At 43.6% G+C, this 24,326-nt stretch carries 10 protein-coding genes; 3 read left to right on the forward strand and 7 right to left on the reverse strand.

Translation table 11 applies throughout. From position 1 onward, the window contains the following. Nucleotide 1 precedes the first annotated feature (1 nt). On the reverse strand, nucleotides 2-679 hold the full coding sequence (locus tag S4054249_RS00855; RefSeq protein ID WP_046357848.1) for a nitroreductase family protein: 678 nt from the start codon (nucleotides 677-679) through the stop codon (nucleotides 2-4). Between the two features lie 244 nt (nucleotides 680-923). Between S4054249_RS00855 and S4054249_RS00860 the strand changes: the two genes are divergently transcribed. Further along, nucleotides 924-1,580 (forward strand): fumarylacetoacetate hydrolase family protein, encoded by a 657-nt coding sequence (locus S4054249_RS00860; RefSeq protein ID WP_046357849.1) that lies wholly within the window; start codon nucleotides 924-926, stop codon nucleotides 1,578-1,580. A 48-nt stretch (nucleotides 1,581-1,628) separates the two neighbouring features. On the opposite strand, the gene S4054249_RS00865 is transcribed toward S4054249_RS00860, so the two are convergent. From S4054249_RS00865 to S4054249_RS00880, 4 genes are read right to left on the reverse strand one after another with little or no spacing between them, the layout of a single operon-like run. Then, nucleotides 1,629-2,885 (reverse strand): MFS transporter, encoded by a 1,257-nt coding sequence (locus tag S4054249_RS00865; protein ID WP_046357850.1) that lies wholly within the window; start codon nucleotides 2,883-2,885, stop codon nucleotides 1,629-1,631. Then, complete coding sequence (locus S4054249_RS00870) at nucleotides 2,882-6,988, reverse strand: non-ribosomal peptide synthetase (RefSeq protein ID WP_052961115.1); 4,107 nt, start codon at nucleotides 6,986-6,988, stop codon at nucleotides 2,882-2,884. The genes S4054249_RS00865 and S4054249_RS00870 overlap by 4 nt, the downstream gene beginning before the upstream one ends. A 3-nt stretch (nucleotides 6,989-6,991) precedes the next feature. Further along, nucleotides 6,992-13,276, reverse strand: a complete 6,285-nt coding sequence (locus S4054249_RS00875) for a non-ribosomal peptide synthetase (protein WP_046357851.1) — start codon at nucleotides 13,274-13,276, stop codon at nucleotides 6,992-6,994. Between the two features lie 2 nt (nucleotides 13,277-13,278). Continuing rightward, the gene (locus S4054249_RS00880; RefSeq protein ID WP_230851776.1) at nucleotides 13,279-18,267 is read right to left on the reverse strand and encodes a non-ribosomal peptide synthetase; all 4,989 of its coding nucleotides are present in this window, start codon (nucleotides 18,265-18,267) and stop codon (nucleotides 13,279-13,281) included. A 154-nt stretch (nucleotides 18,268-18,421) separates the two neighbouring features. On the opposite strand from S4054249_RS00880, the gene purT reads away from it, so the two are divergent. Further along, nucleotides 18,422-19,609, forward strand: coding sequence for a formate-dependent phosphoribosylglycinamide formyltransferase (gene purT, locus S4054249_RS00885; RefSeq protein ID WP_046357853.1), 1,188 nt, complete (start codon nucleotides 18,422-18,424; stop codon nucleotides 19,607-19,609). A 48-nt stretch (nucleotides 19,610-19,657) separates the two neighbouring features. Here purT and S4054249_RS00890 read toward each other — a convergent pair whose 3' ends face one another. Together S4054249_RS00890 and S4054249_RS00895 are read right to left on the reverse strand one after the other, a co-directional pair. After that, entirely contained in the window at nucleotides 19,658-20,344 is a 687-nt protein-coding gene (locus tag S4054249_RS00890; protein WP_046357854.1) for a TorF family putative porin, read from the reverse strand. A gap of 276 nt (nucleotides 20,345-20,620) precedes the next feature. After that, nucleotides 20,621-21,787, reverse strand: coding sequence for a hypothetical protein (locus tag S4054249_RS00895; protein WP_046357855.1), 1,167 nt, complete (start codon nucleotides 21,785-21,787; stop codon nucleotides 20,621-20,623). 443 nt (nucleotides 21,788-22,230) lie between these two features. Between S4054249_RS00895 and S4054249_RS00900 the strand changes: the two genes are divergently transcribed. Continuing rightward, nucleotides 22,231-24,180, forward strand: a complete 1,950-nt coding sequence (locus S4054249_RS00900; protein WP_046357856.1) for an AsmA family protein — start codon at nucleotides 22,231-22,233, stop codon at nucleotides 24,178-24,180. Nucleotides 24,181-24,326: the final 146 nt, after the last annotated feature.

The raw sequence follows: 24,326 nt of genomic DNA on the forward strand, positions 1-24,326 counted from the left end.
GTTAAATAAATGACGCAATCTCATCTAATGATTTTTTAACTAATGCATGCTCTGGTACCGTGGCATCCTCAGCTGGATAGCCTGCTATCAGCAGCATGTATGGGCGCTCATTGTCTTTATCTCGTTGGCAAATCTCTGTTAAAAAGCTCATCGGCTTTGGAGTATGTGTCAATGTTGCCAAGCCTGCGTTGTGTAGTGATTGGATCAAAAACCCAGTCGCGATGCCGACTGACTCATGTACGTAATAGTTGGTATTTTTATCCTCTGCATGGATCCCGCCTTTCTTCTGGGTAAAAATAGCAATGAGCCAAGGCGCATGCTCCAAATACGGCTTTTGCGCATCTGTACCTAAAGGCTTTAACGCATCCAGCCATTCGTCACCGGCACGCCCTTTGTAAAATGAACGCTCAAGTTGCTCGGCAGCGTCTCTAATTTGCTTTTTCACATCACTGCTGTGGATCGCCACAAAGTGCCATGGCTGGTGGTTTGCACCACTTGGCGCCAATCCCGCGGTTTTGATACAGGTTTCGATAACTTCTTTAGGTACAGGGCGGTCACTAAAGCTACGAATGGTATGTCTACGTTGCATGAGCGAGAAGTTATCATCGGCGCGTTGCTGCATCTCTTGCGGCGAATATTCTATAAAGTCGGTGAGTGGGAGATTGTCATGGGCTTTCATGGATGTGATTCCTAGTTACTTGCTGTGTGGTTTTTATAACTTGTGATTATAAAGGTTTCAACTTATCGCGCATTTTGATTAACAGAAAGTTTCCATAACAGTGGCAAAATAAGTTTACTGTCGCGTGCAGTGAGGTGCGCAAAATAATATCTATGTATATTGAGTATAAGCATAATCTGCTCAATGTTTGTCTTGAAGTTAGATACAATTCTAGACAGATCACAGGATAATAATGGAGAAAGTCATGTATCAGCATAAATGGGTATCAGGAGAGACAATATCACTTCCAGCCGGTAAAGCCGTCTGTATTGGCCGTAATTATGTGGCTCATGCGCAAGAGTTAAATAACCCCATACCCGAGTCTCCTTTATTGTTTATCAAACCTGCTAGTGCGTTTTGTGATTTTGGCCCAGCATTCACGATTAATGAACAACTTGGTGAGCACCATTATGAGGCGGAGCTCGTGTTGTTAGTCGGCGAGACGATAACCGCTAACACACAAGAGCCGCTGTCAAATATTTGCGGTATTGGCCTTGGTCTCGATCTGACTTTACGTCATTTACAGTCTCAGCTTAAAGCGCAAGGACACCCTTGGGAGCGCGCAAAAGCATTTGATGGCAGCGCTTGTCTGTCTGCATTTATGCCTGTAGAAGGGTTAGAGTTGACACCGCCTTTAGAGTTTAAGTTTTGGCAAAATGATCAGCTTAAACAGCATGGTGAAACCGATAAGATGATTTTTAAACTAGACCACCTACTTCAAGAGATATCTCGATACTTTACCTTGCAGCCAGGCGATATTGTGATGACAGGCACGCCACAGGGTGTTGGTAAGCTTGCTAAAGGGGATAGATTAAAACTGGAGTTAGGTGAAGCGCATCAATGGCAAGCAATTGTGGAGTAGATGGCCGTATCATGCCATCTACGTAAAGTGATATATAAGTGAATATACCTATGAAGGCATCGCTTGCAATTGCTGGGGGTCTGCGCGATTAAGTCGTTTGGTACAGCAAAGTATAATCGCGACCAAGGATAATGCCGCCAGTGCTAGCCAGCTTGATATGAGTGTTGTGTAGCTTAACATTAAAGCTGTTAACGCTGTGCCAAGCAACCCACCAAGACGTGTACTTAATGACGTGACCGATTCAATACTGGCTCTGACATCATCATGGCTTAGTTGATGTTGAAATTGCTGTTGTGCAGGTTGTGCAAGGCCCATACAAAAATAAAAAAAGATCAGTGCGGCAATGAACATATGTATTGAGCTTGCCAAAGCGAGCAGTAGAACACATACAAGTTTTGCTATATGAGCCAGCGCCATGACTAGTCCAAGGCGCTGTTTTAATAGTCGGCATAATTGTGTACTTATCGCAGCTGCGAGTCCGTTTAAGGCAAAACTGGCAGCAAGCATGGCAGGAAATAGCCATGCAATTGTGTCTACAGGCGCATGACTATAGTTTTCAATGAGCGCTGGCCAAAATTTCTCAATACTACTTGCCACAGGGATAGCAAAAATCAGGATGATTAATAACCTTCTCATCTCGATTTGCTTACACGTTCTAAATATTGCTAAGCACTGAGACGCAAGCGTATTGGTTGATTTGGCAGGTGATGCCCTAGCTGTTTCTTTTACAACAACATAAGTGCGAACAAATACCGTGATAAAAACGCATATGGAGCTTGTAAACAGGATTTGATATAAGCTTGTTAAAGACCAAACCTGCGCATCAGCAAACGCTAAGAACAACGCGGCACACAAGGCCGCACTTGCACCAATGAGATAACTTAAACCATACACCTTGGCAAACCCTTTATTGATGGGCGCATTTCCTTGCAGTCGTTGGTACTTTTCAACAAACCACGCATTGAGCGTACCGCTTAAAGTTGCTTGACTCAGACCCCAAAAAAACATGGCTGCACAGATATGCCAATGATGTTCGCTAAACAGCAAGATACTATTACACAGTGCGCCAAATAGTAGAGAAAAGAGAAAGACTTTGCGTCTTCCCAACATATCGGCAAGCATACCGCTTGGGACTTCGAATAGTATGATAGTGACAGCCATGACCATCATAGCCAATGCAATATCTTGTAAGGCAAAACCTAAATTGAGCATATAAGGCGTAAATATTGGCATTGCTAACATACAGGCGAACATTGTCAGCCCCAGGTGTATACCGTATTGAGTTGCAAACTGCGATTGGGTCATAGGTTTGATACCTTTTGCATGTGTATACGCTCTTTGAGCTTCTCATCGATAGTTGTCGCTATCAAGGCTAAATCAAGTGCATTGGTCATGATCTCATCATGCAGACTTTCAAGCGAAATAATCTCTACAGAACGTAAAATATGGTCTAAACCATTACATGGAGGCTGAAAAGCCTCATGATAGAGTGTGGGTATATCAGTCACTTGATGGATTATGTCTAGCACGGTTAAGGGCACGGCTTGTTCACTGACATCATTGGCTGAGAAAAAGGTGGTGTCATGTTCGTAGGGTGGTGCTGTAGAGAAGTGCCGCGTCAATGTTAAGAAGGCATTTGCGATTGTGGAAGATTTAATGTCATCGCTCAGCGCAATTAATTGTTCCGCTTGCATTTGCTGTTTTGTCGTTAGCATTGGCAAGACTGGATCAATTAAGAAGCAATGAGCAACTTGATGTCCCATGTCTCGAAGGTAGTTTGCGACTTCTAAAGACATCATAGCCCCTTCGCAGAATCCACCGAGATAAAATGGCCCACTGGACTGCTGAGCAAGAATCCGCTCGGCATAATAAATCACCAAAGGTTGCATCGCAATGTGCTTCCCGGTGAACAGCTTTACATTTTCAACGACATGCAAAGAGCAAATATTGCTGAGCTCATTCCCGAGTTGGGTAAAGCTGTCTGCACCGGCTGCCGCAGGCAGCATATGGAGGATGTGTGCGCTATCAGAGTTCAGTATTAGGCTTGGGTTGAAATGAGGGTGTATTAAGGCATGTGCGAGTGCCTGCTCATCATTTAAATGAGCAAATTGCTGTATCGATAAGTTACGCACGACTTTAGCCAATGCTCTAATCGAGATGTTTTCCAACAGTATCTGAGGTGTAAGTTGCCAATCTAACTTACGAGCTTGTCCACAAAAGCTTAAAAGGCTAAGAGAGTCAGCGCCATAATTTGTGATGGCTTCTGTCACGGATATCTCCTGACAACTGAGGATCTGTTGCCATAGTGTGTGTATTTTTCGCTCCGTTTCCGTTGCTGGTAATTCAACTTCTTTGTGTGCATACGTCGGCTGAGGAAGTTTGCGTTTATCTAACTTGCCATTCAGCGTCACCGGCAGCGTTTCTAAAAACGTGATGGTGTGCGGTATCATATAGTGTGCGACTTTATGGCGTAGTGCACTGAGTATCTTGTCGTTAGTCTGCGATTTTTGAAAGTCTTGTGAGGTTGATACGATATAGGCGTGTAGTAATGTGCTGCCATTTGTTTTTTGGGTCGTAACTACACTGTTATCAACCTCTTCGAGTGCATTGATATGTCGCTCAATTTCTTGAAGTTCGACTCTGAAACCACGGATTTTGACCTGCTCATCTGAGCGTCCGAGATAACATAATGTGTGTTTATCACTCCAGTACACAATATCACCGGTGCAATAACATTTTTGTTCGTCATCAAATAGCGCTTGGTGGATAAACTGTGCTTGAGTAAGCTCTGGCTTATTTAAATACCCTTGAGCAACACCTTCACCATATACCAGTAACTCTCCAGGGCAACCAAAGGGCAGTAATTGCTTGTCTTCCCCTACGATAGCGACAGAGCGGCCAGGTAATGGCTTGCCAATTGGGATTGGAGAGTCATCGGTATTTACTTGGTGCAAGGTGGTGAATGTTGCACACTCTGTGGGCCCATAGCCATTAATAAAGTATTGCGGCTTAAAATGAGAAGACAGAAGCTTATGTACGAGGGGTTCTGTAAGCGCTTCTCCACCGACAAGTAAATATGTCAACTGACTAAAAATAGATTCATCTTGGTTAAATAAGGTATCAAATAGCGTTCTTGTTAACCACAGTGTTGAAATCTGAAGTGTGTTAATGGTGTCTTTAAACTGCGCTGCGGAGTTTAAGATATGCTGATATCCGATATGGAGCTCTGCGCCGTTTAATAGTGCGCCCCAGATCTCAAAAGTCGCAGCATCAAAAGCAGGATTTGCCAATTGAATGAAGCGATCCTCGGCACTGTAGGTCAGATATTCACTGCTGTGTGCCAAAGATACGCACCCAGCATGTGTAACCGTGACGCCCTTTGGTTTCCCCGTTGTACCTGAAGTATAGATTATGTTTGCAACGGCTGTGCTGTCGAGCCTTGGCGAATCTAGCTCTGTGCTGATGTCTTCAAAGGATAATCGGGTATTGATTTTGAGTGCCGAAATAGTGTGAGTGTCAAGTAGACTTGATAGTGATTGCTCTGAGCTTTCATCGTAAAGCAGGAAATCAGCTTGGCTGTCACTGAGTTGATAAGACTTCCTATCATCTGGGTCTTTCAGTGCCAAAGGAGTATAGGCCGCGCCTAGCTTGAGTGTCGCAAGCATGGCAACAACCATCGTCATGTCACTTTCCATACAGATTGCAATAACCTCAGGGTGTTGAGTTTGTTGCCTGATGACATTGGCTAATTGATTTGCTTTATCATTGAGTTGCTTGTAGCTCAATGCGGCGCATGCATTACGCAGTGCTATTTTTTTAGGGTAAGTGGTGACAATTTCATTAAACCGCGTGAGTATATTGGTGCTCGGTTCGCTGACGCAGGCGCTCGAACTCAGTGTGTGTAAATGGGAAATATCTTGCTCTGTGAGTAATGGAAGCGCGTTCAGTTTGTTATCTTGATTGTCTGCTATGTAGCACTGCAAAATACGCTTGAATAGACTGGCTATACGCTTGATATAACTAGTGCTATACAGTGCTGTTGCATAGTTTAATTTAATACTTGAGCTAGGACCCAAATCGAGAAAAGCGGATAAATCAAATTTTGCTTGTGGTTGAGTTGACTGACTGGGTTCATCCACAGACCAGTGTTGATAGGTTGGCTCCGGTGAGAATTGAGTGAGCGTAAATATGCTTTGAAACACTGGATGCATACTAGTGTCTAGTTGGATATCAAGTAAGGATTTTATCTCATCAAAGGGTAATGTTTGATGGGCCTTTGCTTGGGTCACCTGACTATTCACCTCACTTATCCACTCAGACACGCTGAGTGTATGGGCAAGGGCAGGTTTAATTGGCAAGGTATTGACAAAATAGCCGATGATGCTTTGCTCAGCTTTGATATTACGATTTTCGCTCGGCATGCCGACTGCGAAGTTATTTTGCGCACTGAATAACGCTAAGGTGTGATACCAAGCAGCAAGCCCAATGGTATTTAAAGAGACTTGATGTTGTTGTGCTGTGCTTTGGATTTGCTCTGAAAAACCATTTTCAAGAGGCAATTCAAAGGTCGCGCCTTGATGTTTAAATACGCTCGGTCTTGGCTTGCACTGCGCCAACGTCAGTGGGGACAACCCTTCCAGTTGTTGGGTCCAATATTCACGAGCATGTCGCTGAGCAGTGAGTTGTTGTTCAGCGTAATGAAAGTGAGCGAAATCATTAAACTGTAGTGCTGGTGGCAGAGTGTGATCTAGATATAACTGTTCAAGGTCATTGAGAAAAATGCCCAGTGACCATCCATCAAATGCGATGTGATGCCAGACTAAATAAACATAGATGCTACTTGCAGTGTGTATAAATGTGATACGCAGTGGCCTGTGATGAGAGAGATCAAACGAGGCGCAGAATAGGTCTTCACAAAGAGAGTCCAGTTTATGATCTTGGCATTGAGCGTGTTCAAAACCCACAGGCTCTGTGCAGCGTATTTGATGCGGCTCTCCCTGCTCATTGAATGTAAATTTGCAATTGAGAGCACTGTGTCGATGTATGAGCTTTGTGAATGCTTCTTTTAGCTGTGTGACCTCACATTTAGATGTCAGTTTCAATAAGCAGGGGATATGATAGGCGCTCGAAGAATCTGACGAGGTATGGGTGAAGTAGAGTTGCTTTTGTCCCGCTGTGAGTGGCGCACTATGACTGTCAGTGGGTAAAATTGTTAGCGCGTCAAAACGTTGCTTGTCAGTAATTTGATGCTGTTTTAAATAGCTTACGATATCAGCTTTGTGCATGCGTAAAGTAGCCACAGTATCACTTTTTGAAATGTCGTTCTGACTGGTAATTTTTAACTTATCGCCGTTGAGCCAAAGACAGATCCCTTGTTGCTTCAGGTTATAAATAATATCTATGATCATCTGTTAAATCTCCATTTCAAATTCGTCTTCAGAGACCTGACTCTGTTGCTGTTGTTCTGCTATTGCCTGTGCAAATGCTTTGAAGGTCGGGTGGGTCAGTAATAAAGACAGGGGTATATCCATATTCAGTTGCGTACTGTATTGACTCACGAGTTTTGCTGCGACTATGGACGATCCGCCGAGTGCAAAAAAGTGCTGATTGAGGTCGGTATTCGCGACGCCTAGATATTCTGACCAAAGTGGTGCCAGTGCTTTTTCAGTTTCTGTCTCAGGCGCTTGTATATCGATATGGTGCTCAATAATATCGGTTGGCAGTTTACTGGTATCTAGCTTGCCATTAAGTGTTAAAGGTAGCGTCGCCATCGCAGTGACATGAGTTAGTTGCATGTAATGTGGCACTTGCGCATTAAACCATTGTTGGATGCACGAGGTGTTTGCTTGCTCCGTAACAATATAGGCCACGAGCGAATTGGCGCCCGCTTGCGTTTTAATCAAGTGTGCTGCGGCTTGCTTCACATCGGGATGTTTAAGTAACTTGCACTCAATTTCAGCAGGCTCTATACGGTGACCGTCAATATCCCATTGTTGATCGGCACGTGCGATAAATTCTAACGCATTGTGTCTATCAAGCCTCACTAAATCGCCGGTACGGTAAAGGTATGAGGTGATTTGTTGATGGCCGTGAGAAAAGGCATGCTGAGCAAAATGCTTTGTTGTTTGTTGCGGGTTTTGCCAATAGCCTAATCCAACAGGTTGGCCACCAATATATAACTCTCCAACCGCACCTTTAGGCAATATATTTTTGTGTGCGTCAAGGATAAAGGTTTGGGTGTTGCTGATCGCATGTCCAATTTTAACGGGCTGGTTGCGCATGATTTGAGCCTGTGTAACGCAAACACTGGTTTCACTTAGTCCATACTCATTCAAAAATGTCTCCGCGAGTTTTATATCTACAGGGTTCAGTTTTGAGCCGCCGGTAAACAAGAGTTGTAATTTTATCTGCGCAATTTTTTCTGCAAATTGATTGATTAAAACCGTAGGCAAAAATGCGACTTTAACTTTCCTTTCAGCTAAAAATTGGTAAAGAGCAGTGGGGTCTTTGCGCATAGTTTCAGGCACTATCTCTAATTGCGCACCAGCTGCTAGAGCGGGGAAAATCTCGCAAATACTGGCATCAAAAACGTATTCAGCAAATTGACTGGCAATCACTTGTTCTGCGTTTTCTAGTTGGTGGCTATGTCGCATATGCTGACATAAATTGGCCAACCCTCCATGATGCAACATCGCACCTTTTGGCTTACCTGTGGTGCCGGATGTGAATATAAGATAAGCGAGCTTGTCTTGTGGGTATATTTGCGGTTCAAAATCATCAAGTGTGTGCTGTAGCAGAAGTTTATCAAGGTCGATGACCAATGACTGCCCTTTATACCAATCAGGTGCGGCATGTTCACATACTACTAGATCTGTTTGTGCCAAGGTGAGGATTTCAAGGTTACGTGTCACAGGGTGGTTTGTAGATAGACTGACAAAAGGGATCCCCGCTTTGAGGGCAGATAACATAATCACAGGAGCAATTGCGCCTTTTTCAAAATAAAGTGCAATATTGGACACGATTGATGGCGTGCAGGTGCTGAGTTGGTGAGCGATATGATTAGAGACTTTGTCTAACTGAGCATAGGTTATCTCTTTGTCCTGATATCTTAACGCTACCTTATGTGCATTGCTCTGAACAGCTGCACTAAACTGCGCTAAAAAGCTTGGTGGGTTAATGTCTGTATCAGGCATTAAAGACATAAATTCGCGCTGTGTGATTGTCGGCACATCGCAGATCGGTTGCTCGGAATAATCACACAGGTTGTTAAGATATACAGTAAAAAAGTCTATAAATTGTTGGCATCTATCTGAACTATAATGCGACGCCATAAAGATAAATTGAGCCTGCAGTGTTGTGCCATTGTCTTTACAAATCAGGTTCCAATCGAATTTTGCAGGGGTGTATTCACCGCCTATTTGTGTACTTCGCTGTGCAACCTCAAAGTGCGGACTTTGCTGCTCTGATATATTGAACTGATCTAGGCTAAAAAAAGTCTGAAACAATGGTGTCACGCCAGCAGCGCGCGTTGGCTCAACAGCATTGCTGAGCTTATCTAAGGGGACCGATTCATGTGCTTTGGCTTCAATCAGATAGCGTTGATTGTTTTTGATATGAGTGCAAAAGTTGTGGCTTTCTTGCTTTTGTAAAATATGCGGGAGGGTATTTACAAAATAGCCGACCGCCTGCGTGCATTCACTCGGTCTGTTGTCACTGGGTGAGCCTACTACAATATGCTCTCTCTGGCTCCAGAGGCAAAGAGACAGCTGATAAGCGGTTAATAAAACAGTGTAAAGAGAAGTATTTTGTGCTTTAGCCAAGGCTCTGAGCTTGCGTGTTAGATCATCAGGAAAGGTAAAGTCGATGGACTTTCCTATGTGATCGTTAACGGCTTGACGGGGCGTGTCTGTTTCCCATGGCGTAAGAGATAATCCTGCAAATCGTGTTTGCCAAAAAGCGAGGTCTTGCACTGAACGTTGGCTTTGCCATGCAGCATATTCTGTAAATTGAACAGGGGCTGGCGTATGCGATTGGCCTTTCAATATTGTATCCAGTGACTGTAACAAGACGCGTGTGGACCAGCCATCAAATGCAATATGGTGAAAAACCATGTAAATAGCATAGTTTGAAGCTGTTGGTGAGTTGACTAAGGCGATTCGCAAAGGTGCTTGATGAGTTAATTCAAAACGGCGTTGAGTGAATTGGTTGAGCTCATCTAACGATAGATTTTCAACGCTAATATCTTCTAGGGTACGGTGATAGCACCATTGGCCTGTTGTATCTTGTTTATAGGTTGTGCGCAAAATTGGGTAATGCGCGATAAAGTCTTGAATGGCACTGAGCAATGCTTGTTGTTTGTGCACAGTATCACATTTTAAGAAAAGAGGGATATGGTACGCAGCGGCGGTTGGGCTGAGCTGTTCATTGACGAGCAAAGCAGTTTGTTGATGGGTTAAATCTTGCTCAACAAGCGGTGCGTTCACAACAGATATGGTGTCTTTAGGTAAGTCTTGATGACTTATTTTGGCGATGGTACGCGCTGCAAGAAATTGTTTTAATTCGATGTCTATGCCGTGTTGGTGTTGCATTTTTGCAACTAAGCTCATCGCACTAACTGAGTTACCGCCAAGCATGAAATAGTCGTCATCAATGCCTACTTGGGCTACATTCAGTTCGGTTTGCCAGAGTTTACACAAGGCTTGCTCCAAGTGATTTCTCGGTGGACGGTATTGTTCAGCAGAGCCTATTTCAATCGGCTCAAGCGCTGCGAGGTTGACTTTACCATTGGCGGTTAGCGGCAAGGTCGGCAGCCAAGAGGTGGCACTGGGGTGCATATATTCTGGTAAATATGCCTTGAGTGTTGAATTAATTTCTTCTAAAGAAACGGCTTCTCCACAGAGGTAAGCGACCAGTGCATCGCCTTGAGAGGAATTTTGTACCTTGACACATGCTTGATTAACGTCAGGATGCATGAGTAGTGCATTCTCAATCTCAGTCAACTCAATGCGCAAGCCTCGTAGCTTGACCTGTCTATCATTGCGACCAAGGTATTGATAGTCTCCGTTTGCTAAGCGCCTCGCAATGTCGCCAGTGCGATAACAGCGAGTGCCATTTAGCTCAATAAAGCGTGAACGATTTTGTGATTCCAGGTTCAAGTAACCCCGCGAAATACCGTGACCACTAATGAGTATTTCACCTGGGCAGTAATCGGGTAAGGCATTGAGCTGCTCATCGACGATGATAAATGCGCAGTGTTCTAGTGGTTTACCAATATTTGCAGGCGTTTGAACGTTTGTTTCGGTGGCATATATTGAAGACGTCACCGTGGCTTCTGTAGGTCCGTATTCAATGAACAGTATGGGTTTCCAAGTCTCTATTAGTTGTCGATTACACGCTTCTCCACCCGTAATAACACGTTTTAGTTGTGATTTTTGCGGTCGCGTTAGTGCGTTTAAAATTGCCGGTGAGGCGACCAGATGTGTTACACCATCGCTCAACAGAGCGCTAATTTTTTCTGGTGAATTCACTTCTTGCTCTGTGGGCACAATAAAGGTGGCGCCATTTAACAAGGCTAAAAATAATGGTTCGACAAAGGCATCAAAATAATAAGGTGGCAGCGCACACACTTGCTCAGTGTGGTCAAATTGGTAGTAGCTGGTTGTGCTTTCAATTAATGCAAGGACTTGTCTGTCTTCAACCAAAACGCCTTTGGGCGAGCCTGTACTGCCCGATGTATAAATGGCGTAGGCAAGTTGATCATGCTGACGCGCATCAAGCTCAGTGGCTGGTGTCCGTGTTTCTCTCAATTTATCTATAGTGATGGCGGTATGGTTAAAGTTGAGCTCAGATAAACTTGTTTTAACTGAGGTGCTGTAGAGTAATATTTTGGCACCACAGTCATTGAGGATAAATTCATTGCGGTGACTGCCTTGGGTTGGATTAAGTGGCACATAATGTCCGCCTGCAGCCAGCACAGCGAGCATGGCAATGATCATCTCAGGACTGCGTTCATACATTAACGCCACAGTTGAGGATGCTTGCTGCTCCATGTGAAGTTTCAAGTGCTTGGCAAGGTGTTCGACTTGACCTAGGAGCGATGAATAACTGATAGTTTGCTGTTTGTAACGCAATGCGACGTCACTGCTATGGGTCAATGCGACATGTTTGAAATTTTGATATAGCGAACGATGCTGCACTATCTCATTGTGCATACACTCAAAAGAAGGCAATGCGTTTACATGACCTAAGTTTAAGCTTCGCTCAGGGTTTTCAATTGCTTTGGCCAATGTGGTTTGATATGTGTTGGCAAAGTGAACGATAAAGCCTAAATCAAACTTACTGGGATCATAGTTGAGTTGACCTTGTAATTCCTCTTGACTATCGTCAAATGCAAGGCGTAAATCACATTTGACGGGATTATAAAGCTCGTCATTATTGAATTCATCGGCGCGTTTAAATGGCAACTCAAACTCGTCAACTAAATCACTGCCAAAACGCTGTACGCTGAACATTAAACTAGGCAATGCGCTGTTTGTAGCACCATCAAGGTATTGTAATTGATCATCAAATGGCAGGTGTTGATGCTGTTTAGCGGACTTTAGTGTGTTTGCTGTTTGCTGGATTAACTCGCTAAAATTAGTCTGATTTGATGTATTTACCCTGAGTAACAATGTGTTGACTAAGCAGCCAATAATTTCTTGTGTTTGAGGATGATCTCGATTGTCTGTCGGTGCCCCAATGACAATATCGGATTCACCACTATATTGGGTGATTTGATATACAAATTGACTCAGTAAAATCACATAAGGGGTTGTATTAAACTGCTTGGCAAGTTGTTTGACGGCATTTGACTGAGTACGACTAAGAGAAAAGTAGTAATTTTGTGCCTGACCACTGCCTATCTGTTGGTATTGCGTTGCTTGGATTTGTGTTGGGTGAGCGCCTGATAGCTGCTGCTGCCAGTACTGATGAGCAGTTTCAAAATTTTGCTTTGATTGCCATCGCACATAGTCAAAATAACTGGTTGTAGCTGGAGTCGTTTGCATGGTGCACTGTTCACTGAGTTCGTCAAAAAATACGCGCATTGACCAAGCATCGAAAACAATGTGATGCCACAAAAACAAGCAGTAAGTGTCATTATTTAACTGATAAAAACTCACTTTGAAAGGCGCTTCATGAGATAGTGAGAATGACGTGTGGATCGCTTTGTAAACCTGAGATTTGAGCTCTGCGGTTGACGTAACGCGCTGTGAAGAGTAGCTAAGTGGGTTCAGCTGAGTTTGGCAACTCAGGCCTTGTGCATCCTCAATGATATGACTATTCAATAGTGGGTGTTTAGCGACAGCCTTATCAACTTTATTTGTGATCTCTTCCTTACTCATCCCCTCATTGAGCTTAACGAGGAGCGGTATATGGTATGCACACCGCTGGGAGTCTAGGTTGTCTACAAACAGTAATCTCGCCTGTGTGTTTGATAGTTGCATAGGCTTGATGGCTGGCCATTTCAAAAATGCAGCCTCAGAGCGGATATTATGGGCGCTGAGCAGCGCCAATATATCTGCTTTATGCGTTTTGAGTGTCGTGAGCAAGGTTGGCGCTACGTTATCCTCATATCCCAGTGCCAACGTATCTTGCTCGGACACCCACACGCGCAATTGTTGCGCGTGAAGATGGTTGATTAATTGATGCATATCCATTGCTACAGCTCCATGACTTGAGCAGAAGCTGAGCTTGGCTCGTCACTGTTTGAGTCACAAATATCAATGAGATCCAATGTGTCTAAGTGCTGTGCCAAAGCCGCTACTGAAGGGCTCGCGATAATCGCCGATAATGGAATGGCCAGTTGATGCCACTTTTGCGCGTTGCGAACAAGTTGCACGGCTAGGATAGAGTTCCCCCCTAATCGATAGAAATTATCGTGGATCCCCACGTTTTCTAACCCTAACGTCTGTTGCCAAATCTCGCAAAGCAAAGCTTCCCGTTCGTTGGTTGGTGCGACAAATTGTTTAGTCTGGTTTAGTGTCGGTAATGGCAGTGCTTTACTATCCAATTTACCGTTCACGGTTAAAGGCATCGAGGTTTGTTGACGGATCGCATTAGGGACCATATAAGCTGGCAAATGGGTCTTAAGTTGATTTAAGAAATTAATTTCATCGAAAAGGGCATCAGGATGCATTACAACATATCCACTGAGAGCTGTTTGTTGCTGGCGCGTATAAGTGATCACCGCAGCTTCCTTTACCCCTTCAATATTAAGCAAATGTGACTCGATCTCACCGAGCTCAATACGGTGGCCTCGTATTTTGATTTGATTATCGAGTCGGCCTAAGTATTCTAAGTGGCCATTTGGTAATAATCTGGCTTTATCACCCGTTTTGTAGGCTCTTATGATCTGGCCATTGAATGAGAGCTCAAGGAATCGCGCATGGGTCAACTCTCTTTGATTGAGGTAACCTTTTGCTAGACCTGCACCACTCACAAATAGCTCACCTTGCGCACCCACTGGCACGGGTCGCTGCTGGCTATCCAAAATAAATACTTGCATATCATTTAATGGCTTACCAATATCAGCGATATACGAATTCATCTTTGGTTCTAGCGGTAGAGAGGTTACGTGCACAGTGGTTTCTGTGATGCCGTACATATTGACTAATTGAATGCGCTCACCAAAGTGCTTCCACCATGGTGCCAAGCGTGAATAATTTAGCTGCTCTCCCCCGAAGATCACCGTCCTTAAGCTACTAAGTGTGGCATTTGATTCGATTGCGATATCGCTAAAATTGTAAAATGCGCTCGGTGTTTGGTTAAGCACCGTAATACCAAACTGCTCACATTGTTTGACAAACTCAAAACTGTCGCGTGCCTGAGTATAGCTAGGAATAAATAACTGCCCGCCATGGCAAAGCGCTCCCCAAATTTCCCAGACACTGAAATCAAAAATAGTATCGTGATAAAGCACCCATGTATCTTGGTTACCGAATTGATATTGCTGCTGTGTTGCAGACAGTAACCGTGTGACATTTTCATGGGTTTGTATCACCCCTTTGGGTTGACCTGTAGTCCCTGAGGTATAGATGATATATGCATTGTCTTTTGGCATCGGTTGAGTGCCAGGTGCGCTGCATTGGGGGAACTCACCTTCTATATTAAATAGCGGCCAATCGAGTTGTTGTGTATCTGTCAGCGTGGCAATGCTTTCGGTATTACTCAGTACTATTTGTAAGTTAGCATCAGATATCACAAATTCGTTTCTTGCTGCTGGTGCTCTGGTTGAGATCGGAACATAGGCTGCACCAGCCTTCAGCACGGCGAGCATTGCGATAACGGTATCAATAGAAGGATTTAAATAGAGTCCAATATAGCTTTGTTGGCCAAATTGCTGCAATAAGTTGCCAGCTAGCTTATCTGCACGGTCATTTAACTCTTGATAGCTAATTTCGCTATCAGTGGTAAACAGTGCTGTTTGGTCTGGCTGTGCTGTAACTTGTGCTGTGAGCTGCGATAGCAGATCAGTTTTACGGTATTGCGCTGGCTGTTTGTCTGTTTTAGGCGGGCTTGTCAGCGTTAGCTGCTCAATGGGTAACTCGCCATCAGTACTGATAAGTTGAGCAAGGATATGATTAAAGTTTTCACTTAACGCATCAACAAACCAAGGGTCGTAACGGTTTAAGTCAAACTCCCATAGCATGGTAACAGAGTCATCTTGGTCTTGTCCCATTCGAGTAATGACAACGATATTGAGCTCGAATTTTGATGACTGACTACTGATGGCTTCGTAATATTGTATGTTCTCCAGGCCGGGTAACGTGAGATCAGGTAGCGGTGAGTCATGGAAGCTGAAACAGATTTGAAATAGCGGATTGACCCCTTTAATACGCTCAGGATTGACATCGGCAACGACTTCTGTGAAAGGCAGAGTTTGATTTGCCAGCATATCATTACTGACTTCGAAGCAATGTTGCACGAGTGAGTTGATACTCATTTCTGCGCTTTGCTTGACGCGTGCAACTACGGTGCTCACTAGCATCCCTATGGTGTTTTCGACATTGGTGTAGCTGCGGTTAGCTACCCCTGAGCCGACACAAATATCTTGATCGCCACTGAAGCGAGACAAGACGATATTAAGTGCTGCCAATGCAATAGAAAAAGGCGTCACCTGATTTTGTTGACTGTAAGATTTTAAGTCATTCCACAATGCTCGAGGTAATTTGACGCGATGTGCTCTGCCTCGTTCAGTCGGAGTATCTCCTAGACGAGAAACAGGCAGGTTAATGCGCCCCGGTGCATCTTTTAATTGTTCTTTCCAAAACTGACGTTGTTGAGATGCTTGTTCAGAGCTCAACCAGTCATGTTGATAAGCTGCGTAATCAGCATACTGTGTAATTTCAGGCAACGTGGCTTTGTCTGCACCATTTAAGCGCTGTTTGTAGCAACTGAATAGGTGGTTAATAAAGATATTAGACGACCACCCGTCATGCACTAGATGATGCTCGATATGGATTAAGACATATTTTTCTTGATGTGTTCTAACAATGGCAAAACGTGCCAGTGGAAGCTGGTTTATCGCAAAAATATCATTCATTTCACCATTTACAAGCTTATCGACATGCTCAAGAGCCACGGACTCGGAGTATTCACTAAAGTCGAAGTAGGGAACATCTTGTTTGTAATTTGGCTCTATATACTGGATTGGTTCATGCAAATCATAGTAGGTGCGAAAAACCGCGTGATTGTCCACAACATCTTGAATTGCGCCCTGCATTGCAGGCACATCTAATTGCCCAGTAAATGTGGTGGTGCATTTTGCATGATATGCTTTATCACTCGGATCTGCCTTTGCTAGGAACCAAATAGCGCGTTGCTGCAAGGAAAGTGGGATCGCATGTTCGAGTTTTTCATGGCGCTTTGGCAAGGCTATGGTTTCAAATTTTTGCGATTGTAGAGCTTGCCATACCTGCCCTGCACTGCGGTGACGGTAAATGAGCGCGGCGGGTACACTGATATTTAATTGTTGGAAGAGTTGGTTACTTAAGTTGATAACAGAGAGCGAATCACCGCCTTGTTGAAAAAAGTCTTGCTCCCACTCTAATCCGGGCAAGCAGAAAGACTGAAATTGTGCCAAAAATGCTTGCTGAGATAAATCAAGGTCGACATGGTTTACAGGTTGCATCGTCGTCAACTCAGAGTTTGAAAGAGCGTGAGCATCAACTTTGCCGTTTTCTGTCATGGGCAGAGCATTTAGATACTGATAGTGGTCTGGTACCATATAGTCGGGCAGTGTACTGGTGACGATATCATTGATGCGTTTAGCAAGGGTGTTATCAGGTGCTTCATGAGTAACGACAAAAGCAACTAAAAACTTTGTATTAGTATGCTTTACAACCTGACAGCTTACGAGTTTAACGGCGTCATGTTGTGCAATTACTTGCTCAATTTCCCCTAGCTCAATGCGAAATCCTCGAAGTTTAACCTGGCTGTCATTGCGACCGATAAAGTGATAGTCCTCGCCATCGAATCGGGCTAAATCACCAGATTTGTAGAGTTTTGCAAAGTGAGGAGGATCTATGTCTGCTTGATAAAATGGATTGTCGATAAAACGTGCTTGAGTTAAATCAGGTCGATTTAAATAGCCTTTGGCGATGCCTGCGCCACTAATATATAACTCACCACTTTCTCCATCATCGACCGCATCGAGCTGATCATTGAGTAAATAAAGTCGTGTATGAACAAATGGCTTACCAATATTGAATTCAGAATGACTGTCTGAGTATTCATTGGCGCACGTACCTACCGTATATTCTGTAGGTCCGTAGCCATTAAAAATGCGTGTGACTTTTGATAGTCGCTTTAGCATATCAAGGTTAGGGGTCTCACCTGCAACGACTAATGTTTTTAATGTGTGCAGATGTTTTAAATCCATTAATGCCAATAAGGCGGGGGGGATACTAGCAAATTGAATCGCGTTGTTGGCAAGAAGCTCTCCCAGAGCTGTCGCGTCATGACGTTGCTCTTCATTGGCAATGTAAACTGTCTGACCTAGCATCAGCTGGGTGATCAACTCAAATACACTGGCATCAAAGATATAGGATGCAAACATGAGTGCACGTTCGATTTTATCAATACCAAAGCGGTTGATCTGTGCTTCCGCTAAATATAATAAATTCTGATAGGGGATTTCGACCCCTTTCGGATTACCAGTTGTACCTGAGGTATAAATGACATAAGCGATATCAGACATAGCTGAGTGTGTAGGGGTAAACGCTTGTGTACTTGGAGACTCAATTGATACGGTTGGGTAATCGTTAAATAACGCTGCATTTTGAAATTTACTATGCGTCAAAATTAAAGCGGGTTGACTGTCTTCAATAATAAATTGACAACGAGAGGTCGGGGCTTCAGTCGAGATGGGGATATAGCCCTTCCCTGATTGGATAGCAGCTAAAATACCGATTACCATATCAATACCACGCTCAAGATATAGTGCCACATAAGGTGACTCGGATGGATTCTCTTGAGCATGTTGTTGAATATTAGCAGCAACTCTTTCAACTTGAATTTCAAGCTCTTGATAGCTTACTTGGTCTTCGCCAAAAATTAAGGCAACATTATTTGCGTATGCTGAGAAAGCATGTTTTAAAATAGCTTGAGGGTGATCGCTGTTATGAATTGATATGCGTGCTGTCATCATGGTAATCCTTCAATTTAATTAACGCCAGCGCTACACTATGTTGCAATTGTGTTTTTAATGTGTGTTTTTTGAAGTGTTTCTTTCTCATTTTTTGAAAAAAACACGTATTTTCACTTGATAAATAATCAAATTATGTTAATCAAAAGGAATCTTTATGCGTATTACTCCTTTGGGAACCCCTTTTTCTCCAACGGCATGTAAAATCCTGTTTTGTGGTGGCGGTGAGCTAGGTAAGGAAACAGTGATTGAATTTAAGCGATTAGGGGCAGAAGTCATCGTGTTAGATCGCTATGACAATGCGCCAGCCATGCAAGTTGCAGACAGAAGCTATACGCTCTCTATGCTGGATGGTGAGCGGTTAGCAGAGGTGATTCGCGCAGAACAGCCTGATTACATAGTGCCAGAAATTGAGGCGATCGCCACAGATACACTGGTTGAATTAGAGGCTGAAGGCTTTACGGTTGTACCAACAGCAAAAGCAACACAGCTCACCATGAATCGTGAGGGGATCCGTCGATTAGCAGCTGAAGAATTAAAAATAGCGACTTCTCCTTATCAATTTGTTGATAGCATCGACGACTTTCGTGCAGCCATTGAACACATTGGTATGCCCTGTGTAGTGAAGCCGATCATGAGCTCATCGGGTAAAGGACAAAGTGTGGTAAAAACACTGGGTGATATTGAATCTGCGTGGGAATACGCACAGCAAGGTGGTCGAGCGGGGCAAGGGCGTGTCATTGTAGAGGGGTTTGTGGATTTTGATTATGAAATCACTTTACTGACCATACGCCACAGTCAGGGTACTAGCTTTTGTGCACCAATTGGACATGTACAAGCCGGTGGAGACTATCAGCAAAGTTGGCAGCCGCAGGCAATGAGCGAACTGGCATTGGCACGCAGTAAAGACATTGCTAGCAAAATTACTGAGGCACTCGGTGGTCGCGGTTTGTTTGGGGTTGAGTTATTTATTAAAGGCGACGAGGTCTATTTTAGTGAAGTCTCTCCGCGTCCACATGATACTGGCATGGTGACCTTGATTTCCCAAGATTTGAGTGAGTTTGCGTTGCATGCGCGTGCTGTGCTTGGTTTGCCAATTCCTACGATTCACTTTCATGGTCCTTCTGCATCCAGTGTTATCCTTGTTGAAGGTGAGTCTGATCAAGTACAATTTGGCAATTTAGGGCAAGCATTGGCAGAAGCCAATACCGATATCCGCTTGTTTGGTAAACCGCAGGTTCAAGGTGTCAGACGCATGGGGGTGGCATTGGCACGAGATAATAGTGTGGATGAAGCGGTAGAAAAAGCAAAGCGTGTCAGCGGTGCGGTTGAATATACCGTTTAGTGGTGTGAAATAGGGCCTTATGGCCCCAAGTTTTGCAGCAAATTAAATCTATAACTCAAAATCGATGGCGTAGCTCACATAGACTTTGAGGTCGTCATCGGCATCAAGGTCGGTTTTTACTAAGCCGAATGTATAAGCATCTTTATTCAGGCTGACGCCATAATCCATATAGCTGTCATCTTCTCCTGTCCATTCCATGACGGTATCACCACTGGAATTGCCAATATGCAAGCCCAGCTCAGCATCTTTGAAAACAGGGAAAGCGGCACTCAGTTCGACGTATAGCATGTCTTCTTCGGTGCTGCTATCTGATTGCGCATGTGTCATATAACTCACTTTTAAACTGACATTGCGCCACCCGAGTGCGCCATAGACTTCACCAAAATCTATATCACCTGCTGCATCTGGATAAGCGTAGTGAATATAGCCAATATCATAGCTCAGTGCCTTTACCTCGCCACTAAAACCGAGGTAAAAATCTAATTCGTAACTGGTGCTGGATGCGTCACCAAAATCGACATTGGAGGCCCAAGTGCCCATATAAAATCCAGAATCGTGGCTATAGTCAATACCGCCTGATACGGCTGCGGCATCATCAGATTGGGTAATACCACGCCAAAAGTAATTTGAACTGGCAGCGGCATTGGCGGAGACAGAGTGTTCACTGGCTGACATAGCGTGGGTAGAAAGGAGCGCTGCATACGTACACAATAAGAAAGTTGCTTTGTTTGTCATAATGGTTCCTATATGGCACAGAATAAATCGTATTTTTAAAACGAATGTCCGCTGGACACAGTCAGCGATAGACCAAGTCTCAGAGGTGTTTAAGCAATCGCAAACTGCGCGCCAATTTAGGCGCATTGACTGGAATTTAGTTTAGGTGATTGAAATGAAATGTAATAAATTTTATTGATAATAAAGTTATTAAGGGGAGGATTTTCGAGGTGTGCACATCTATGGTGCGGATTATATCAGCCTGCACCGATAGTATGCAGGCTGTGCGTTATACCATTAGCCAAATATGGTACGCATTAACTGAATGGTTTCATCAACGCTTCTGCCTTTTTCGACTTCAGCAATGATTGAGTCACGTTTGGCGCGAATATGTTCAGGCATAGATTCATCATTGAGCGCTCTATCAACTAGCGTTTCGGCAGACTCTTTGCTTCGGCGCACAGATTTAGTACCAGAGCCGCTAGATGTACGTTTTGGCTTGTGCAGCAGTTTATAGTAATTTGATGACGTGGCCATATCTTCATCGGCATAATAAAATAGCACAGGTAAGAGCGCTTTGATGCCAGCCAACTTTGCCTCAAGTTCATTGCTGCCACTTGCCATTGCAAACCATGACATTTTAGCAATTGTTTGTACTATGTCTTGCCAGTAGCGTTCAAAATCACGGTTGTTTAAGCGAGTGATCCCCAAAGCTTGACAAAGGGCATCTAGGCGATTGTTGCTGATAGGTGTAAACACATCAGGGCGGCGCATAGCTAGTAGGCGCGTTGCGGGTGCAAGCGTCGGCTTTTCTTCGCTGCCATTGAAAGCGCTGAGAAATGCAATGGTAAACCCTTGATAGTGCTCTAATGTGACTGGACCTTCGAGTGGAATATGGGCTAATGCATCATCAAAAGCACTTGGCAGATCAGCAAATTGTTGATGGAACCCTTTTGCACTTTTTGTAGAAGCAAACCATTCGACATCAAACTGATAAACGCTGGTATCATGTTTTGCTGTATGTTTACCAGCAAAGGCTAGGCGATCCTCTACAATCATATCTTGCAGTTTGCTATTACGCAGTGTAGCAATGTAATCCAATAGTTTTAATTGCTCATCCAGCACTAACACGTCACTGCGCTGAGCGATGAACTCACTGACCACAGGCCAAGGTGCAATTCTGAGCGTTTTAACTTGTAAAAAGCTGATAGCTGAAATTAGCATGTCTTGGAGTTTTTTAACGGTTGGTAGCTGGTGGTCATCCAGTAGGTCAAAATTGATTCGGTTTTTAGCCACATCGAGTAACTCATAACACCAACCCAGGAAGTCCTCTGGGTGATTCTCTACTTTAACTGCCATCAGGTTCAGGCTGATCTCAGTAGATTGTTTTAAGATGTTTTGGTAAATCTGACTTTCTTGTTCGCCCAAAGCCATATTTGACGGTGAAATGAGCAACTTTTTCATGCTGCGTGAGTACTCCAAGGTTAGGTTGAAATCTAGACTATTCAGTTTAGCGAACGTATCGTTAAACTTGCAAGGGCGAGGATCATACCGAGTTCTAGCTCAGTTGCAATGTGGTTTTTGCGTCTTTTTTATTCTTTGGTTTAAGATGTTTTTTTTCTTGTGCGTATCTTACGAGAAAAAGCGAGATTAGTGCCTTGGTCTTTCCTGTTTATAGTCGCCCCTAGGCTTGGATGTAATTTACGGTAATTGGCCATTTAATGTTTTTTTTAATTATATAAAACAGATGTTTAAGGTTTTTCTGGTAAGCTATGAAATGATTCTATAAAACGTTAAGTTGATATTTATTTAGTCTAAATATCATTTAGCCTCTGTGCAGCTTTGTGGTTTTTTATCGGCCTCGCTATCATAATGCATAGATAATTATTTCTCTGGAAGGATGGATGATGAAGGCAATATTAAAAGGTGTAGTAGGTTTACTGATATTCATAGTGGTGTTGATAGTTGTGGCACCTATGTTGATCCCAACTGAAACGATAGTGTCACAGCTCACGACTCAAGTTGAGAAGACCACAGGCCGAAAGCTGACGATCGCAGGTGATAGTGAATTATCGATTTTGCCAGAGCTGAATATTAAGCTTAACCAAGTGACCTTTGATAACATGCCAACGGGCAATGCACCACATATGCTTGAAATGGAGCAGTTAGCTATACATATTCCATGGGGGTCTTTGCTGTCAGGTGACTTTAAGCTAGAGCGATTCGTCATTCAAAATCCCCAAATTTTGTTGGAAGTAGATTCAACAGGCAAGCCAAATTGGCAGTTATTTGGTGCAACATCGACATCATCAAGCACATCAACGAGTGAAGTAAGTTCAGGTCCAGTCACCTTACCAGATGGATTTGATATTGCCTTGGGGGAAGTAGCAATTTATGGCGGATCACTCACTTATGTAGATAATCAGGGCGGCACGAAAGAAGAACTGAGTGATTTATCATTGAGCGTAGCGCTTCCTTCATTATATCAATCTCTTTCAGTGCAAGGCCAAGTTACTTTTCAAGGACAGCGCTTTGACCTTGAATTAAGCGTAGATACGCCAGCAAAAGCGATTCAAAGTGAAGATTTCAAATTCACTAAAAAGCTTAGCAATGAGTTGGTGAATATTGATTTTAATGGCAGTGTACTTAATCAAGGTCAGTTGTTCGAAGGCGCGCTTTCGCTATCGGGCAGTTCTGTGAAATCTTTGGCAGCATGGCAAAAGGTAGACTTGAATGCCAAAGATAAAGCCTTTAATCAGTTTGAAGTCACAGGAGACATGTCATTTTCGGACAATGTGTTTCGTCTCAAGCAGTTTACCGCTGCGCTAGATGAGTTGGCCATAAAGGGTCGTGCACAAGTGAACTTGGTCCAGAGATTATCGGTCAATGCAGATATTGATTTGGGTATGCTTGATTTAAACCCTTATTTACCTGAGTCTGCTGCTGTGCCTGAGCAAACGCCAGAGCCAAAAGAAGATACGCCTGTACAGCCTATCGTATGGGATGATACTGAAATTGACTTGTCCGCTTTGAATACATTAGATGCGAATATCGTGGTGCGCTCAACTGGATTACAAGCGCGTAAAATTACGCTAGGCAAAAACCAATTGTCAGTGAAGTTAAATGGAGGCAAAGCCGTCGTATCATTGGATAGCTTTAATGCCTATGAAGGAACAGGTAAAGGGAAGATAGAAATCAATGGGGCCAAAAAGCCGTATCAGATCAAAACTAATTTTGCGCTCAATAGCATTAATGCCGAGCCATTACTCTCCGATGCTATCGACTTTGACAAGGTACTTGGCAAAGGCAGTATTAATTGGCAGTTAACTACTCAAGGGGTGAGCCAAAAGCAGTTTGTCTCGCTGCTTGGTGGACAATTGGCATTTGAGTTTAAGGATGGGGGCGTAAAAGGGGCTAATTTGGCTGAGATGGTAAGAAAAGGCCAAGAAATGCTCAAGGGTAATTTCTCTGGGCTGTCTGAAGGTATTAATGCAGATTTTGACCCTCAACAGAAAACAGATTTTTCAGCACTCACGGGGAGCTTTAAGTTTAATAAAGGCGTTGGGACGAATACTGATTTATTACTGGCAAGCCCACTTATTCGTGTGACCGGCTCTGGGGATGTTGATTTGCCTAAGACGTTTGTCGATTATCGTTTGGTAACCGGCATCGTTGATACCATTGAAGGGCAAAGTAGTCGTGATAACAGTACGGGTTTTAAAGTACCGGTGAGGATCAAGGGTCCATTTCATAAAGTGGAAACGCACTTAGATTTAAGCAGTGCGGCTAAAGACAAAGCCAAAGACGCAATTAAAGATAAACTTAAAGACAAGTTTAAAGGCTTATTTGGCGGATAGACTGTATAGGGTGCATGTTAACGAACCAGCATAATATGTACCCTTTTTCCGCTGTTCTTTGTTAAATAGGAAGTTGCTAATTATATGTGTTTTAGAGAACGAACTTGTCGTGCGCTCAGTCCTTGTCTTCTGTGAGTACCTTAGGC

Origin of the sequence: Pseudoalteromonas luteoviolacea, from assembly GCF_001750165.1 — a bacterium.
Taxonomy (GTDB): domain Bacteria; phylum Pseudomonadota; class Gammaproteobacteria; order Enterobacterales; family Alteromonadaceae; genus Pseudoalteromonas; species Pseudoalteromonas luteoviolacea_G.